The organism is Pseudomonas sp. Sample_9, from assembly GCF_004307535.1.
Lineage (GTDB): Bacteria > Pseudomonadota > Gammaproteobacteria > Pseudomonadales > Pseudomonadaceae > Aquipseudomonas > Aquipseudomonas mercuritolerans.
The window spans coordinates 1-17,416 of the sequence record NZ_RAZO01000379.1; the positions used below are offsets into that span (position 1 = coordinate 1).

The 17,416-nt window shown below is 61.7% G+C and carries 12 protein-coding genes; 3 read left to right on the forward strand and 9 right to left on the reverse strand.

Going from position 1 to position 17,416, the window contains the following annotated elements; all coding sequences use genetic code 11:
* Nucleotides 1–362: 362 nt before the first annotated feature.
* From D6877_RS21750 to D6877_RS21790, 9 genes are all read right to left on the reverse strand, one after another.
* Nucleotides 363–3,956: a glycosyltransferase gene (locus D6877_RS21750; RefSeq protein ID WP_130912067.1), complete on the reverse strand. Its 3,594-nt coding sequence runs from the start codon at nt 3,954–3,956 to the stop codon at nt 363–365.
* A gap of 99 nt (nt 3,957–4,055) precedes the next feature.
* Nucleotides 4,056–5,624, reverse strand: a complete 1,569-nt coding sequence (locus tag D6877_RS21755; RefSeq protein ID WP_130912068.1) for a flagellar hook-associated protein 3 — start codon at nt 5,622–5,624, stop codon at nt 4,056–4,058.
* A 13-nt stretch (nt 5,625–5,637) separates the two neighbouring features.
* Entirely contained in the window at nt 5,638–7,683 is a 2,046-nt protein-coding gene (gene flgK, locus D6877_RS21760; RefSeq protein ID WP_130912069.1) for a flagellar hook-associated protein FlgK, read from the reverse strand.
* Between the two features lie 25 nt (nt 7,684–7,708).
* A complete protein-coding gene (gene flgJ / locus D6877_RS21765; RefSeq protein ID WP_130912070.1) occupies nt 7,709–9,025 on the reverse strand; it encodes a flagellar assembly peptidoglycan hydrolase FlgJ in 1,317 nt (438 codons plus the stop codon).
* Nucleotides 9,026–9,036: 11 nt separating this feature from the next.
* Entirely contained in the window at nt 9,037–10,125 is a 1,089-nt protein-coding gene (locus D6877_RS21770) for a flagellar basal body P-ring protein FlgI (protein WP_024012083.1), read from the reverse strand.
* 27 nt (nt 10,126–10,152) lie between these two features.
* On the reverse strand, nt 10,153–10,848 hold the full coding sequence (gene flgH / locus D6877_RS21775) for a flagellar basal body L-ring protein FlgH (RefSeq protein WP_016771110.1): 696 nt from the start codon (nt 10,846–10,848) through the stop codon (nt 10,153–10,155).
* 51 nt (nt 10,849–10,899) lie between these two features.
* Nucleotides 10,900–11,685, reverse strand: coding sequence for a flagellar basal-body rod protein FlgG (gene flgG / locus D6877_RS21780; protein ID WP_016771111.1), 786 nt, complete (start codon nt 11,683–11,685; stop codon nt 10,900–10,902).
* Between the two features lie 45 nt (nt 11,686–11,730).
* Nucleotides 11,731–12,471, reverse strand: coding sequence for a flagellar basal body rod protein FlgF (locus D6877_RS21785; RefSeq protein ID WP_016771112.1), 741 nt, complete (start codon nt 12,469–12,471; stop codon nt 11,731–11,733).
* A 272-nt stretch (nt 12,472–12,743) separates the two neighbouring features.
* Entirely contained in the window at nt 12,744–14,306 is a 1,563-nt protein-coding gene (locus tag D6877_RS21790; protein WP_122611664.1) for a sigma-54-dependent transcriptional regulator, read from the reverse strand.
* A 393-nt stretch (nt 14,307–14,699) separates the two neighbouring features.
* Here D6877_RS21790 and phhA point away from each other — a divergent pair, with 393 nt between their 5' ends.
* From phhA to D6877_RS21810, 3 genes are all read left to right on the forward strand, one after another.
* On the forward strand, nt 14,700–15,491 hold the full coding sequence (gene phhA / locus D6877_RS21800) for a phenylalanine 4-monooxygenase (RefSeq protein WP_130912071.1): 792 nt from the start codon (nt 14,700–14,702) through the stop codon (nt 15,489–15,491).
* A 115-nt stretch (nt 15,492–15,606) separates the two neighbouring features.
* On the forward strand, nt 15,607–15,963 hold the full coding sequence (locus tag D6877_RS21805; RefSeq protein ID WP_016771115.1) for a 4a-hydroxytetrahydrobiopterin dehydratase: 357 nt from the start codon (nt 15,607–15,609) through the stop codon (nt 15,961–15,963).
* Nucleotides 15,963–17,156 (forward strand): amino acid aminotransferase, encoded by a 1,194-nt coding sequence (locus tag D6877_RS21810; protein WP_130912072.1) that lies wholly within the window; start codon nt 15,963–15,965, stop codon nt 17,154–17,156. Before D6877_RS21805 ends, D6877_RS21810 begins: the two co-directional genes overlap by 1 nt.
* Nucleotides 17,157–17,416 lie beyond the last annotated feature (260 nt).

Here is a 17,416-nt window from a genome sequence, read left to right on the forward strand (position 1 = left end):
TTTGATCTTGATCCACCGGCGACGTCGGAAGGCTGAGTGGAGGGATTGATCCGGGGGTGGGAGCGCAGCGACCGTCTGGCGCAGCCAGACACAGCGGAAGGAGGTGCAGCGAAGCAAACCGTAGCCGCTGCGCCCGGATCGATCCCGCAGCGAAGGAACCCGAGCCTGCGAGGGCCGAACGCAGGAGCAAGCCTTTTCGGTTACCTTTTCGGCGTCTGGAAAAGGTGACTCGCCGTAAGGGCGAAACCGCCAGCCGCAGCACCGCAAAAACGGATATACCCCCAAAACCCAAGAACCTGGTCGGCCCAGAGGCCGCCAAGCCCCCCAAAAAAAGGCGACCCAAAGGTCGCCCATCTGAAAGATCAATCCGCCAGCCAGCCATATTCCCAATACCGCAGGTTATCCCCGCGCAACACGTAATCGCGCAACACCACCTCGCGCAACTCGTCACCCATGCGATAACTGGCATCCGGGTCAGCCAGATGCATGCGAATCGCCTGCAGCCACTCATCGGTACTGTTGGTCTTGACCCGCGTGCACGGCAAGTAGCCGCGATAAGCCTCGGTGTCGGTGCAGACCACCGGGAAACCGCAGGCGCCGTACTCGAGCAGCCGCAGGTTGCTCTTGCAGTCGTTGAAGATGTGGAACTCCAACGGTGCCAGCGCCAGATCCAGGTTCAGGCTGGCCAGTTTTGCCGGATAGACATCCAGCGGGATCACTCCGTGAAACTCATGCATGTACGGCAGCAGATCATCCGGGCACATGCCGAAGAACACCCAGTCCACTTCATTGGCCAGCTCGCGGACCACATCGGCGATCACGGCCAGATCACCGTGGTGACTGGTGCCGCCGCCCCAGCCGACGCGCGGCTTTTTCGAGGTGCGGCGCTGGCTGCGCAGGTGCCCCCAGAGGTCCTTGGCCAGCATGTTCGGCACCACACGAATGTCGTGGTGCATGTCCGACAGCGCGTTGGCCAGCGGCGCGGTCGAGACCACCACGCGATCACACAGGCCGATCGCCCGGCGCACCATGCGCTCCATGTCCTGCTTGCTCGGCATGTTGCGGATGTGTGCGTTGCGATGGGGAACGTCGATCACATAATCGTCGAGTTCGAAGATCCGCCGGGCGCTGAAGAACTTCTTCAGCGGCGGGATTTCATCAATCGCATGTTCCGAATAGCGCCCTTGCAGGACGATCACGTCGGGCGACTGCCGCTCGATATCGATGATCGACGGCAAGCCGTAGCAGATGCGCCCTTCCACCCGATTGGCCGCTTCCAGCTCGATCATCGGCTGGCTCATGCGGTAGTGGCCGATGGCAGAGGCATTGATCGGCACCGCCAGCACGTTGGGCAGTTGCGCCTTGGAAAACGCACTCCAGCCGGTACGCAGGCCAGGCTCCAGACTGAAGTTGGTAGCGCCCACGCCCTGCAACGTCAGGTTGACGTTGTAGGCGGGGTCGCGTGCAATCAGTGGCAGCCAGCGCTGATAAAAGGTGTCCTTCTCCTCGGCGTGCAGCGCTTCCTCTTGCGCGGTCGCTGCGGCACTTGGCCGCGCGCCCACCGCCAGCACGGCGTTCGGGTTCATCACCACCAGATAGCCGTCGCGACCGACGCGCAGACACAGGTCCACGACATTCAGCGTCTGCTTGAGCTCCTGCTCGTCGAGGCCGCCAGCGGCGTCAAATACCGACTTGCGAATCATCAGGCAGTCACCGCCCACCGCGCTCAGGTCATGCACTGCCTGCAAACGGTACATGTAACCTTCCGACTGCATCTGCTGGCCGTAGAACGGCAGCCCGACCGGCCCGTTCAAACCGAGAATCAGGCCGGCGTGCAGCACGCCGCCGTCCGGGTTGAACAGCTTGGCACCGACCACGCCGACTTCCGGCCGTTGCGCATGATTGAGCAATTCGTCGAGCCAGTCGGCCTGGGTGATCACGGCGAAGGCATTGAGCATCAGCACGTATTCACCACGCGCCTGTTGCACGGCGAAATTGTGCACGGCGGCGGCATTGCCCTTCTGCGGATACCTGAGCACGCGAATGCGTTCACCGCCCAGTTGCGCCATGCCATCGAGCCACGCCAACGCTTCGGCGCTTTCGCTGCCGTTGTCGACCAGGAGCAATTCGTACTCGCCGTAAGCGGTCTTTTCCAGCAGCGTCTCGACACAGCGCTGCAAGGCTGCGGTCTGGTCCTGGGTGACGATGATTACCGAGACCAAGGGACGACGGGCGTGGTGATAGTCGACACGGTTGAGCAGTTCCCGGCTGCCGCGGCGGATGTCGTGAGCGATTCCCAGACGTTGCAGATGCGCTTGGAGAATGCGCGGGCTTTGCTCGACGACGCCCGGTTCCGTCAGCCATTGCGACAGGTCGAACTTGGACTCCAGCAGTACCTCAGCGATGTGTCCGACGACCTGCAAGCCATCGCTTTCGACCATCCTCCAGAGCACATCATGGGGCGCCAGTTCGGCGAACGTCGGGGCGAAACCGCCGAGTGCCAGAAAGCGCTCACGCTGGAACGCCAGCGCGCGGCCGACATACGGATAACTGCGCATGAGGTCGAGGTTGAAATCCGGCTTGAATGCCGGCTCGGCGGACTCACCGTCGCGCAAACTGCCTTCGTCGCTGTAGAGGCAGGTCAGCGCGCGCGAATGCGCAATGCGGTCAGCCATCACCAGCAACGCCGGCGCCACCGGGCAGTCACCGGGTTGCAGCAGGTAGAACCAGTCGGCGCCTTCCAGCTGCGGCAGCAGCGTGTTGATCTGCTCCAGACCGTCATCCTGCAACGGCATGTGGAACACGCGCTCGTGCAACTGCGCTTCGGTACAGGCTGCGGACAGCACCAGCACAAGTTCCGGCGGGTAATCCTGGGCAGCGAGGGCCTCAAGGGTACGCTGAAGATTGTCGCGACTGCCCTGCGCGTCGATGATGATCGGCACGATGCGCGGCTGCTGCGGCCAGCCGGCGAGGGTCTCCGGCAGCCACTGGCGCTGCGCCTCGGTGAGCACCCGACACGCCAGCCACTGCGCATAGAGTTCGCCGAAACTGAAGCTGTCGACACCCACGCCCAGCTCCTGACGGCTCTGCTTGGAACCCAGGGTGCGGCTCAGCGGCAGCTCTTCCCAGACCCGTGGCGACTCGTCGGCCTTGGTCAGTTGTACATAGCGAACCCAACCCTGCGCCGGTGCCGACTCGCCGCTACGGACCTTGAGCATTTGCGAAATCCACTCGCGCTCGATCTCTGCCGCGTCCTTCATCGCTTGCTGTGCGCTCAGGCGTTCCGGATACAGGCGCTCGGCGCTCAGGACATTGTTCGATGTCACCAGATTGCCGCGCCGCAGCAGGCAGACGTACAGGGCAAAATCCAGGGTCGCAACGAAGCACGCGCCGTCTTCCGTCAGGGCTGGCAACAGCTCGGCGACGTCGGCGCGCCGGAACAGCGCACTGCTGAAACCGCCGAGGACGTTGACCGGGAATTTTTCGAAAATGCTCAGGACATCGTCGCCCTTGAGCAAGCCGCTGACCGGCGACAACGAACTGTTTTCCAGACGCGCCGGCAGGATGATGTCGTTGGCGTCCCACAACAGCCGCTGCGCGACCACCAGACTGACTTCTTCGCGCTGCAACTCATGGGCTTGCTGTTCGATACAGGCCGAGTAGAGCAAATCATCGTCGCAGAGGAATTTGATGAACTCGCCGCGCGCCTGCTCGAGGCAGACCTTCAGGTTGCCCACCAGTCCCAACGTCTGTGGGTTGCGCACGTACCGCACCGCCACGCCCGTCTGCTCGATCACCGTGCTGACGACGGTCTCGATTTCATCACCACGACTGTCATCGCACACGACGATCTCGAGATTGCCGTAAGTCTGGCTGACGGCACTGTTGAGCGTGCGCTCGAAAAAGCGCGGATTGAACGCAGGAATGGTGATGCTGACGAGGGGAAGTGAATTCACGGCGGGCTCACAGGCGGTACGAGCCCGCTCGGAAAAGCGAGCCCTGGGTACCGCGAAAAAACATTGACTGAAAACGGGCGCTCACGCGCCCGGCAACCATCAGATCTTGTTGAACAGGCCCAACTGGCTGATCTTGCTGAATGCCAGTTGCGCGGCTTGCAGCATGGTCTGTTGCAGGGTCAGACGGGTCATGACTTCGGCCGGATCGGAATCACGGATCGAGCCTTGGGTCGTGCTGTTGGCCGTGGTCAGGCTGTCATTGGTGATGGTCTGCATGTCCAGCGCCTGACCGCGCGCACCAATGGTGGTGACTGCGGTGCCGATCTGATTGGCGGCAGCGTCGATGTTGCCGAGGCCTGCTTCCATCGCGCCCTGCAATTTCTGCTTGGCAACCGGGTCACCGTCGACCGGCGTGTTCAGTGCAGTGATCATCTGGCCCAGGGTGTCGAGCACGTTCTGGGTCTGGTGATTGTTCGGCTGGATCGAGAACTGATCACCCGCAGCCGGCGTGTTGCCCAGAGCGAAAGTCACCCCGGCAGCAGTCGCGTTACCGCCGGCCACCGTGCCCGACGAAACCGGCTTGCTGTCGGCCGTCACTGGCGCGGCATACAGATCGAACGCAGTAGCGCTGGTGAACTTGAGCACTGCGCCGCCCTGCGGAAACGCTGCGGTGTAGGCCGCCTGATCGGTGATGGTCGAACCGGTGATCACGCTGGTCGACGGGTTACCCGGATTACGCGTGGTCGTGAACGAGTCCGGCGACGCGGACAGCTGAAAACTGTGCCCTGCGATAACGGCGTCCGGATTGGTATCGCCAGCCTTCAGGTTGACGTTCAGCTTGAGGTCGACGCCACGGAAGCTGACGGTCTGGTTGGCGCCGCTGCTGTTGCTGATCAAGCCATTCTGGCTCGCTTCGGCCGTCACATCGTTGCCCAGGGCATCGGTGATTTTCAGCTGCGTGCTGCTGACGAAATCGATGGTATACGGCTGCCCGGCGGTGAACTTGGCGTCGTAAGTGGCGGCAGTGCCGACGGTGCCGTTGGACAGCACGACACGGCCGTCATCCACAGCAGGCGCAGTCATCTTGGTGTTGGTGCGGCCAGTATTGATGGTCTGCTGGAACGCATCCCAACCAGTGGTGTTGGTACCCACGGTCATGCCGTCGCCGATGCCCAGATCGATGGTGGTCTGGTCGCCGTTGTAGCTGAATGTGCCGTCAGAATTCTTCGAGTACGGTGCGGTATCGGTTTTCGAACCGGAGAACAGGTAGTTGCCGTTGGCATCCTTGGCGTTCATCAGGCCCAGCACTTGTTGCTGGATCTCGCCCATCTCCGAGGCGTAAGCCTGGCGGTCCTTGTCGGTGATCGTGCCGTTGTTCGCCGCCAGCGCAAGTTCCTTGGCTCGTGCCAACGCCGTGGTGATCGAATCCAGCGTGGACTCCTGCACGGTCAAGGCACTTTTGGTGGTGTTGACGTTGGTCTTGTACTGATCGAGCATCGCGGCCTGCTGGCCCAATTGCAGCAAGCGCCCGGCCCCGACCGGATCATCGGCGGCGGTGTTGATGCGCTGCAGGCTGCTCGCCTCGCTCGCGGTGGCGACGGCCTTGTTGAAGTTACGCTGATAATCCGAAGCTTGCGTTCCGTAATACTGGGCGGTGGAAATGCGCATGAATTACGACTCCTTAAAGGCTGTTGATCAGCGTGGCGAAAGTTTCCTGCGCAGCTTTGATGATCTGCGAAGACGCTGTGTAGTACTGCTGGTACTTGACCAGGTTGCCGGTTTCTTCGTCCAGGTTGACCCCGGAGAGCGAATCGCGGGCACCCTTGGCGTTCTCCAGAATCGCCGTGGTCGCGGCGCTGTCGGACTTGCCTTGGGCGGTCTTGGTACCGACGTTGGTCACCAGGGTGTTGTAGGCGTCGGTCAGGCTGATGCCCTTGCTCGCCGAACCGGTGTCCACGGTCTGTTTGGTTTGCAACGCGACCAGTGCCTGGGCGTTGCGGTTGTCCGAAGACGCCGCGCCAGTCAGGTTCATGGTGAAGGTCTCGCCGGATTTCGGCGTGCCGCCCACGGTGGTCTGCACGGTGAAGGTCTTCTGCACGTTCGGCGTGACCGTGGTGTCCATCACCGGATTGCCGCTGGCATCGACGATGCCGACTTTCAGGTTCAGCGTGTTCGACTGGCCGGGCACGATGGTGCCGGTGCCAATGGTCGCGCCCTTGGCGTCGACCAGGTTGTACGACTGGCTGCCGCCGCTGGCTGCGCCGAACACCAGTTTGACCGGCGTCGAATTCTTCAGCGCCGCCTGCATGTCGGCCTGGGCAGTCGGGTTGTAGATGTCGATCTTGTCGCTGAGCGTCGGTTGGGTGTAAGTGCCCAGACCGTTGGCGCTGGCAACGCCGGTCAGCGGACCTGCCGCAGCGATTTTCTTCGGATCGCTGAGCACGGTCTGAATGCTCGCCGCCGCGTTGCGGGTCGGCGTGACTTTGAACGAGTCACCGGCACTCAGCGCGCCGCCCTTCAAGGCCAGGGTGAAGCCATCGATCACTGGCGGCGGACTGGTGTTGGTGCTGAATGCGCCCAGATCGGTGCCGTCGGAACGTTTGACGGTGTAATCGGTGGCGCTGGTGAAGGTCACCTGATAGTCGCTGGTGGTCAGCTTGCCGGTGTCCTTGATGGTCACATCGAGGTTGCCGGAGCCGGCGCTGTTGCCGTCCTTCGCAATGCTGCGCTGACTGATCAGGGCGGCACTGTTGATGTTGTTGAAAATCGCCGCGCCGAAGTCACCGTTCTTGTCGATGCCCTGGGCTTGCTGGCTGTTGACCTGATCGGCAATCACCAGGGCCACGCGCCCGAGCTCGTTGAGCGACGGGTCGAGGACCTCCTTGCGATAGGTCAGCAGACCGCCGATTTCGCCGCCGCTGATCACCGAAGTGATGTCGATGGTGCTCGAACCGCGATCCATCTGGATCGACATGCGCGACGGGTCGGTCTTGCTCGCAACCATGCTCAGGCTGTTGGTGGTGTTGCCGATGACCAGCGGCTGACCGCTGCCGACATAGATGTCGAAGCTGGTGCCGCGCTCGACGACCTGGGCACCGGTCAGCTCCGAGAGCTGACGCACGGCTTCGTTACGGCTGTCGAGCAGGTCGTTCGGCGCCCCGCCACTGGTGGAGATTTCGCCGATCTTCTGGTTGAGATTGGCAATCGAGGTGGCGAGTTTGTTCACCTGGGCGGTCATGTCGCCGAGGCTGCCGTTGATCGTGGTGTTCTGATCGTTGAGCTGCTTGGCCAGGGTATTGAAACGGCTGGTCAGCGCCTGCGCGCCGGTCAGCACCGACTGACGCGAAGTGTCATCGGTGGCCGACGTCGATACGCCCTGCATCGAGGTGAAGAATTTCTGCAGCACGCCGGTCAGGCCGGTGTTGGTGTCCGACAGCATGGCGTCCAGCGGCGTCGCCTGCTTGAGAAACGCAGCCGATTCGCTGTCCAGCGAAGTCGCGGTGTGCAGTTGCGATTCCAGGTACGAGTTGTACACCCGACGCACGTCAGCCAGGGTCGTGCCCGTGCCGATGAAAACGTTGCCGTACTGCTGCGAGGACTTGGTGCCCTGCACGGTTTGCTGACGTGAATAACCGGCGGTGTCGACGTTGGCAATGTTGTTGCCTGTCGTAGCCAGAGAGGACTGGCTGGCCGACAGTCCCGACATCCCGATATTGAGCAAACTCATGGTTCAGACCTTATTACCTGGTGCCTTATAAAGGCGTGGTGGAGACACCCGCCGCAGCGTAGTTTTCAAAACTGTTCATCTGCTTGGCAATTTGCGAAATCTTCGTCGCGTAGTTCGGGTCGGTGGCGTAACCGGCCTTCTGCAACTCGCGTACAAACTGTTCTGGGTTATCGGCCGACTTCAGCACTTCTTGATAGCGATTGTTGCTCTGCAGCAACGTCACCAGATCGTGGAAGCTGTCCTTGTACGAGGCGTAGGAACGGAACTCGGCCGTCTCCTTGACCATCGCACCATTGCGGAACTCGCTGGTGATCGCGCGGGCCGAATCGCCCTTCCAGTTGCTGCTCGCCTTGATGCCGAACAGGTTGTGGCTGCTGCTGCCATCCTGGGCGCGCATGACCGATTTGCCCCAACCGGTTTCCAGTGCCGCTTGCGCCACCAGATAGCGTGGATCGACGCCGATGCGGTCGGCGGCTTCCTTGGCCATCGGCAGCATGGTGTTGACGAATTCGTCGGCGGAACTGAAGGCCTTCTTCGCCGGTGCCAGCGGAATCTGCGCCATGGCGCGGCCATAGACCTGCATCTGCCCGCCGGCAGCTTTCTGCTCTTCGGCACGGGCCAGCCAGTCGCCGTTGTACAACGCGCCGGAGCCTGTGACGGCGGTAGTCGCAGCCCGTTGCGGCAAGGCGTTGGTCGCCGCTGCTGCAGTGGTCGCAGTGGCCACGCTCGGCGCCGACGGCACCAGACCAGCGAGCAAGCGATCGGCCAGTTTCGGCGGCAATGCCAGACGCCGCTGATTGAGCAGTGCCATGTCATTGCGATGGGAAATATCGGTGTTGTTCGGCGCATGCACCGAACGCGATGCCCACAACGGACGCTCGCCATTGACCCGCGACAGCGGACCGGTGGCAACGGTGCCGGCGGCAATCGGCGTCGGCACGGCGGCGGCCTTGGCCAGCGCTTCCTGTTGCTTGGCGGCGGACGCGGCCGCTGCCTCGCCCGGGGCCATCGGCTTGTTCTTCGACATCTGCCGGATCAGCACGTCGGCCAGGCCGATACCACCGCCCTCGCGGGACATGGAAACCGCCAGTTGCTGGTCGTACATTTCCTGATACTGCTTGGCCGCAGGTGTGTTCAGCGGGTTGTCCTGGCCGAGCGCTTCGGTGGCCGAACGCATCGACTTGAGCATTTCGCCGAGGAACAGCGACTCGAATTCCTGCGCCACCTTGCGCATGTTTTCGTCGCTGTTCTTGTCGCCGACCTTGAGCTGGTTCAGACGATTGAGGTCGGAGTAGGAACCCGAATCGCTGCTGCTGACCAGACCGCTTTTGCGCATATCCATGGGGGTCGGCCTCAGATCACGATCAGGTCGGCTTGCAATGCGCCGGCCTGCTTCAGAGCTTCGAGAATCGCCATCAAGTCACCCGGTGCTGCGCCGACCTGGTTCACCGCACGGACGATCTCGTCGAGGGTGGTGCCAGGGCCGAACTTGAACATCGGTTTGGCTTCCTGTTCGGCATTCACTCGCGAGCGCGGTACGACGGCGGTCTGGCCGTTGGACAGCGGACCTGGCTGGCTGACGATCGGGTCTTCGGTGATGGTCACGGTGAGGCTGCCGTGGGTCACGGCGGCTGGCGACACTTTCACGTTCTGGCCGATGACGATGGTGCCGGTACGCGAGTTGATGATGACTTTCGCCACCGCCTGACCCGGATCGATTTCAAGGTTTTCCAGGATCGACAGGTAGTCGACGCGCTGGCTCGGATCCAGCGGCGCAGTCACGCGCACCGAACCGCCGTCGATGGCTTGCGCGACGCCAGGGCCGAGCATGTCGTTGACCTTGTCGACGATGCGCTTGGCGGTGGTGAAGTCGGAGCGGTTGAGGTTCAGCGTCAGGCTGTTGCCCTGGTTGAAACCGCTCGGCACCGCGCGCTCTACCGAAGCACCGCCAGGGATGCGACCGGCCGACGGAACGTTGACGGTGATCTTCGAACCGTCACGACCTTCAGCGTCGAAACCGCCTACCACCAGGTTGCCCTGAGCGATCGCATAGACGTTGCCGTCGATACCCTTGAGCGGCGTCAGCAACAAGGTGCCGCCGCGCAGGCTCTTGGAGTTACCGATCGAAGACACAGTGATGTCGACTTGCTGACCTGGCTTGGCGAACGCCGGCAGATCGGCACTCACCGACACCGCCGCGACGTTCTTCAACTGCACGTTGCCCGATCCCGGCGGCACCTTGATGCCGAACTGCGAGAGCATGTTGTTGAAGGTCTGCAGGGTGAACGGGGTCTGCGTCGTCTGGTCACCGGTGCCGTTAAGCCCGACCACCAGGCCGTAACCGATCAACTGGTTGGAGCGCACGCCGGAAATGCTGGCGATGTCTTTCAGCCGCTCGGCGTGTGCAGTGAACGCCGCAGACATCAACAACGCGGCCACCATAAGGCTTTTCAGATTCAACGTAGCCACCTAGAAAGGGAACAGCGGGCTGAGGAAGAAACGGTCGAACCAGCCTGGCTGACTCGTATCGGCAAACGCGCCGGTACCCGAGTAGGTGATGCGCGCATCGGCGACACGGGTCGACGACACGGTGTTGTCGGTCGCGATGTCATCGGCGCGGACCATGCCGGCGATGCGCACCAGTTCGTCACCGGTGTTGAGCGTCAGCCACTTCTCGCCACGCACGGCGATGATGCCGTTGGGCAGCACGTCGGCCACGGTCACGGTGATCGAGCCGGTCAGGCTGTTGCTCTGCCCGGACTTGGCGTCGCCCTTGGTCGAACGGTCGGCGCTGTAGCCGGCATTCAGGCTCAAGTCGCCACCACCGATAGGATTATTGGTGGTCAGGCTGGAGCCGAACAACGAGGTCAGGCCGATCGAGTTATCGCTGTTCTTGTCCATCTGCGAGTTGGCGTTCTTGCTCGCCTGGGTGCGCTCGTTCAGGGTGATGGTGATGATGTCACCGACCCGGAACGCCTTGCGGTCGCTGTACAGGTTCTGCTCGAAACCGGCCTGATAGATCGAGCCGTTGTTGGCAGCCGCCGGCAACGGTGTGCGCGGCAACACCGGGGCGTAGTAAGGGTCATTGGGCTTGGGCGTCGGGGCGACGCAGCCCGCGAGCGAGACGACCCCACTCAATGCCAGAACAGATACAAAGCGCTTCATGACCCTACCTCACGGTGTTGCTGGCGACCTCAGGCCGCCCCAAAGACTGGATTACAGATTCTGCGTTACGAACGAGAGCATCTGGTCGGCGGTGGAGATCACCTTGGAGTTCATCTCGTAGGCGCGTTGAGTGGTGATCATGTTGACCATCTCTTCAACGGTGCTGACGTTGGAGGTTTCCAGGGTGTTCTGCAGCGTGGTACCGAAACCGTTGAGGCCCGGGGTGCCGATCTGCGGCGCGCCGGAAGCAGCGGTTTCCAGGAACAGGTTGTTGCCCACGGCTTGCAGGCCGGCCGGGTTGATGAAGTCGGCGGTCTGCAGGTTGCCGATCACTTGCGAGGCCGGGTTGCCGGCGATGGTGATCGACACGGTGCCGTCACGGCCGACGGTGAAGGTCTGCGCATCGTTCGGGATGATGATCGCCGGCTCCAGGGCGAAACCGCTGGCGTTGACGATCTGGCCATTGGAGTCGAGGTGGAAAGTACCGTCACGGGTGTAGGACGTGGTGCCGTCCGGCTGCAGGATCTGGAAGAAACCGCGACCGTCGATGGCCATGTCCAGCGGCTGCTCAGTGGTTTGCAGGCTGCCGGCGGTGAAGTTTTTCTGGGTGCCGACAATGCGCACACCGGTACCCACTTGCAGACCCGACGGCAGTTCGCTGTCCTGGGTCGACTGGGCACCTGGCTGACGCTTGATCTGATAGAGCAGGTCCTGGAACTCGGCACGGTCACGTTTGAAACCCGTGGTCGAGACGTTCGCCAGGTTGTTGGAAATGGTGGTCAGGTTGGTGTCCTGGGCGGACAGACCGGTTTTGGCAACCCATAGAGCCGGAAGCATTCGATTCTCCTCGTGCGCCTGTTTTACGGCGCGACGTTCTGATAATTAGCTGATCTGCAAGACCCGAGCCATGGCCTGGTCGTCGTCTTTGGCGGTGTTCATCATTTTGACGTGCAACTCGAACTGCTTGGCCAGGGCCAGCACCGAAGTCATTTCTTCCACGGCATTGACGTTGCTCGACTCGAGGAAACCCGAGACCAGTTTGACGTTGGCGTCGGCTTGCGCCGGCTGGCCGTCCTTGGTGTAAATCGAACCGTCGAGGCCTTTGTTCATGTTCTTGATGTCCGGGTTGACCAGCTTGATCCGGTCGACTTCGGCCATGACGCGGGGGCCTTCGCCCATCGCGCGAATGCTGATGGTGCCGTCTTCGCCGACTTCGACCTGCTGCTCGGGCGGCACGGCGATCGGGCCGCCATTACCGATCACCGGCATGCCGTTGCCGGCGCGCAATACGCCGAGGGCGTCGATGTTGAGGCTGCCGGTGCGCACGTAGCTTTCACCACCGCTGGGGTTTTGCACGGCGATGAAACCGTTGCCGGATACCGCGACGTCGAGTTCACGTCCGGTCTGCACCAGCGAGCCCGGCGTGAAGTCGGTAGCGGGACGTTCGCTCATGGCAAACGCACGCGCCGGAAAGCTGTCACCGAACACCGGCATCGAACGCGCCTGCTCGAGGTCGCGCTGGAAGCCGTTGGTGGAGATGTTCGCCAGGTTGTTGGCATGCGCCCGCTGCGCCAGTGCGTTCTGGCTGGCGCCGGTCATTGCCACATAAAGGTACTTGTCCACTGTGTTTCCTCTGCATGCCGGACGTTTGCCGCCCACCGCTGTACTGCTCAGCCATAAGCAATTTGCAGACCAACTTTTTATTGGCGGGCAATGGCCCGGTAAACAGGGGACTTGAGGGGATCGGAGGGGGAATTTGAAATGGGCAGAAGACGAAAAACCGGCGGTGTCATGCCGCTTCGCGGCAAGAGATCAAAAGATCGCAGCGTTCCGCAGCTCCTACAGGAAACCGCGTTCCAAATGTAGGAGCTGCCGAAGGCTGCGATCTTTTGATCTTAAGCTCCGCTGTCTTTACCCACCTCATACTCACGCAGCTTGTTGGCAATGGTGGTGTGCGAGACACCGAGTCGCTTGCCCAACTGCCGACTGCTCGGGTGCTCGGAATACAAGCGTTCCAGCACGGCCTTCTCGAAACGCCCGACGATCTCGTCCAGACTTCCGTCCAGGGAAAAATCGCCAAGCGGCTGACGCACGCCGTAATCCGGCAGGCGAATATGTTCGGCCTTGACCGTGCCGCCGTCGCACAGGGAAACCGCCTGGAACAGCACGTTCTCCAGCTGCCGTACGTTGCCCGGCCAGTGGTAATGGCTGAGGCGATCCATCGCCGCCGGGGCCAGTTTCGGCAGCGGACAGCCGATCTGCCGACTGGCCTGATCGAGAAAGTGTTCAACCAGCGGCGTCAGACCGTCGAGGCATTCGCGCAGCGGCGGGATGTGCAGCGACAGCACGTTCAAGCGGTGATAGAGATCCTGGCGAAACTCACCGCGCGCGCACAGTTCCGACAAGTCCACCTGGGTCGCGCAGATCACCCGTACGTCCAGATAGACCTCTTCATCACTGCCGACGCGACGGAAGCAACCGTCCTGAAGAAAGCGCAGCAATTTGACCTGCAAGCGCGGGCTCATCTCGCCGACGCCATCGAGAAACAGCGTGCCGCCAGCGGTCAACTCCAGCAGGCCTAGCTTGCCCTCGGCCCGCGCACCCTCGAAGGCGCCGGGGCCGTAGCCGAACAGTTCGGTCTCGGCCATCGACTCCGGCAGTCCGGCGCAGTTGAGCGCCATCAACGGTGACTGTCCACGCGGGCTGGCGAGGTGACAGGCGCGCGCCAGCAGTTCCTTGCCGGTGCCGGTTTCGCCTTCTATTAATAGCGGAGCATCCAGCGGCGCCATGCGTCGCGCTTCGCGGACCACAGCGGCCATGACTTTCGAGCTCTGGAAGATACTGTCGAAGCCGCGCAGCTCCTGTTTGCGCACATTGTAGATTCGCTCGCCGACCCGATCGGCGCGGTGCAGCGTCAGTACGGCGCCGGCCATGGCCTCGCTGTCGTCGTGCTCCGATTGCAGCGGTGCAATGTCGGCGAGAAAGATGTCGCCTTTTACCTTGACCCGCATGCCGTTGATTCGCGACTTGTTGGCGCGCACCAGTTCGGGCAGGTCGAAATCCTCGGCGTAGCGCGACAGCGGAATCCCCGGCACCTCATCGACGCGCACCCCGAGCAACTGCGCCGCCGCGCGGTTGGCCGCAACGATCGAGCCGCCCATGTCGATCGACAGCACCGGAAACTCCAGCGCGCCGAGCAGTGCGTTCAATTCCATGTGCCGGCGTTCGCTGGGCATCAGCCCGACGCGCTTGACCCCAAACACCCCGCCGATCGCCTCGAACTTGGGGCGCAACGCCTGGAACTGGATGTTGATCAGGTTCGGGCAGTGCAGGTAGATCGCATTGCCATGTTCACCGCCAACTTCACCGCGGGCAACGTTGATCCCGTACGCCACCAGCAGATTGAGAATGTCGCGCAGGATGCCGATGCGGTTCTGGCAGTGGACTTTGATGCGCATAGAAAAAGGCCCGACAGGTTTGAGAAGTAAACACATGTCCTTGTGGGAGCGAGCCTGCTCGCGAAGGCGCCAGCACATCCAGTATCGATGTGTCAGACAGACCGCTTTCGCGAGCAGGCTCGCTCCCACAGGGTTTTGTGGCGCGCCCGAGGCAGAGTTTTCTGTCGAGGCACGCAGATAGTTGTCAAGATTATGTGACAGCCCCTGCCCTTTTCAAACCCGCCAATCACCGTAAATGCGCATTACCCGACAAAGCGTAACGATAACTTTACGAAACTCGACGAAATTTCCTACGCATGCGCGGCTCAACAGGCTGCGCAGCTTCGCACTCTGGGGTATTCCTTTAGCCATCGCTGGACATAACAAAAACGAATTTCCTAGCAGGAGAGCAGCATGAAGCAGACGCAATACGTGGCTCGCGAGCCCGATGCGCAAGGTTTTATCGACTACCCCGCCGAAGAACATGCGGTGTGGAACACGCTGATCACTCGCCAGTTGAAGGTGATTGAAGGTCGCGCGTGCCAGGAATACCTGGACGGTATCGAAAAACTCGGTCTGCCCCACGACCGCATCCCGCAACTGGCCGAGATCAATAAAGTCCTCGGCGAGACCACCGGCTGGCAGGTTGCCCGGGTGCCGGCGCTGATTCCCTTCCAGACCTTTTTCGAATTGCTCGCCAGCAAGCAATTCCCCGTCGCCACCTTCATACGTACCCGCGAAGAACTCGACTATCTGCAAGAGCCGGACATTTTCCACGAGATCTTCGGCCACTGCCCGTTGCTGACCAACCCGTATTTCGCCGAATTCACCCACACCTACGGCAAGCTTGGCCTGCAAGCGACCAAGGAAGAGCGCGTGTATCTGGCGCGGCTGTACTGGATGACCATCGAATTCGGTCTGGTCGATACCCCGCAAGGCAAGCGCATCTACGGCGGCGGGATTCTGTCCTCGCCGAAAGAAACCGTTTATTGCCTGTCGGACGAGCCCGAGCATCAGATTTTCGATCCGCTGGAAGCCATGCGCACGCCGTATCGCATCGACATCCTGCAACCGCTGTACTTCGTCCTGCCCAATCTCAAGCGCCTGTTCGATGTGGCCCATGAAGACATCATGGCCATGGTTCGCCAAGGCATGGAGCTGGGCTTGCACGCGCCGAAATTTCCGCCGAAACCGAAAGCCGCCTGAACCGCGACTTTTGCTGACAATTGCGTCTGTCCGTCGCCGCCACTTTGCTTTAGCGTGACGGCATTGGCGGCACACGCGCTTTAATAAAAAACACACTCGTTTTCAGGAATACACCATGTCGACTTTGAACCAAGCCCACTGCGAAGCCTGCCGCGCCGATGCGCCACAAGTCAGCGACGAAGAACTGCCGATCCTGATCAAGCAGATCCCTGACTGGAACATCGAAGTACGCGACGGCATCATGCAGCTGGAGAAAGTTTTCCTGTTCAAGAACTTCAAGCACGCGCTGGCGTTCACCAACGCCGTGGGCGAGATCTCCGAGGCCGAAGGTCACCACCCGGGCCTGCTGACCGAGTGGGGCAAAGTCACCGTGACCTGGTGGAGCCACTCGATCAAAGGCTTGCACCGCAACGACTTCATCATGGCTGCGCGCACTGACGAAGTGGCCAAGACCGCAGAAGGACGCAAGTAATGCACTTCGACGCCATCGGCCGGGTCCCCGGCGACCCGATTCTCGGTTTGATGGAGGCCTATGCGCAGGATGCCAATCCGCGCAAGTTCGACCTCGGCGTTGGCGTCTACAAGGATGCCCAGGGCCTGACGCCGATCCCGGAAGCGGTGAAAATCGCCGAAGCGCGACTGGTCGAAAGCCAGGACACCAAGACTTATATCGGTGGCCATGGCAACCCGCTGTTCGGCAAGGTCATCAATGAGCTGGTGCTCGGTAGCGACTCGGCATTGATCACCGAACAACGCGCCGGCGCCACCCAGACCCCGGGCGGTACCGGTGCCTTGCGGCTGGCGGCCGACTTCATTGCGCAATGCCTGCCGGGCAAAGGCGTGTGGTTGAGCAACCCGACCTGGCCGATCCACGAAACCATTTTCGCCGCCGCCAAGGTCAAGGTCAGCCACTACCCGTACGTGGGCAGTGACAACCGCCTCGACGTCGAAGCGATGCTCGCCGTGCTCAGGGAAGTGCCGAAGGGCGACGTGGTGCTGCTGCATGCGTGCTGCCACAACCCGACCGGTTTCGACCTGAGCCATGACGACTGGAAGCGCGTGCTTGAAGTGGTGCGCAGCCGCGATCTGCTGCCACTGATCGACTTCGCTTATCAGGGTTTTGGTGATGGCCTGGAACAGGACGCCTGGTCGACCCGGTTGTTCGCAGCCGAAGTGCCAGAGCTGCTGATCACCAGTTCCTGCTCGAAGAACTTTGGTCTGTATCGAGACCGTACCGGGGCGCTGATCGTCTGCGCGACCAGCGCCGACAAGCTCATCGACATCCGCAGCCAACTGGCCAACATCGCCCGCAATCTGTGGTCGACGCCGCCGGATCATGGCGCGGCAGTGGTCGCGACCATCCTCGCCGATCCAGAGCTGAAAGCGCGCTGGGCCGATGAAGTGGAAGCGATGCGCTTGCGAATCGCCCAGCTGCGCAGCGGCTTGGTCGAGGCGCTGGAACCTCACGGTTTGCGCGAGCGTTTTGCGCACATCGGCGTGCAACGCGGGATGTTCTCCTACACCGGCCTGTCGCCGGAACAGGTGAAAACCCTGCGCGAGCGGCACAGCGTGTACATGGTCAGCTCTGGCCGGGCCAACGTCGCCGGCATTGATGCCACCCGCCTCGCATTGCTCGCGGACGCCATCGCTGACGCCTGCAAATAGTTTTTGGAGTACACAACCCGGTCGGAGCGGGCCCTTGTGGCGAGGGGATTTATCCCCGCCCGGCTGCGCAGCAGTCGTACACCGTTGCTCGCGGAGTGTCAGACATTCCGCGAATGCAGGGTCTGGGGCAGCTTCGCAGCCCAGCGGGGATAAATCCCCTCACCACAGGGCCCGTTCCCACATTTGGTTTTCGGTTGATCTCGCGCCCTGCGGCCATCTGTCGCATTAATTTGAATTAAAAGTCTGATTGTCATTTTTCC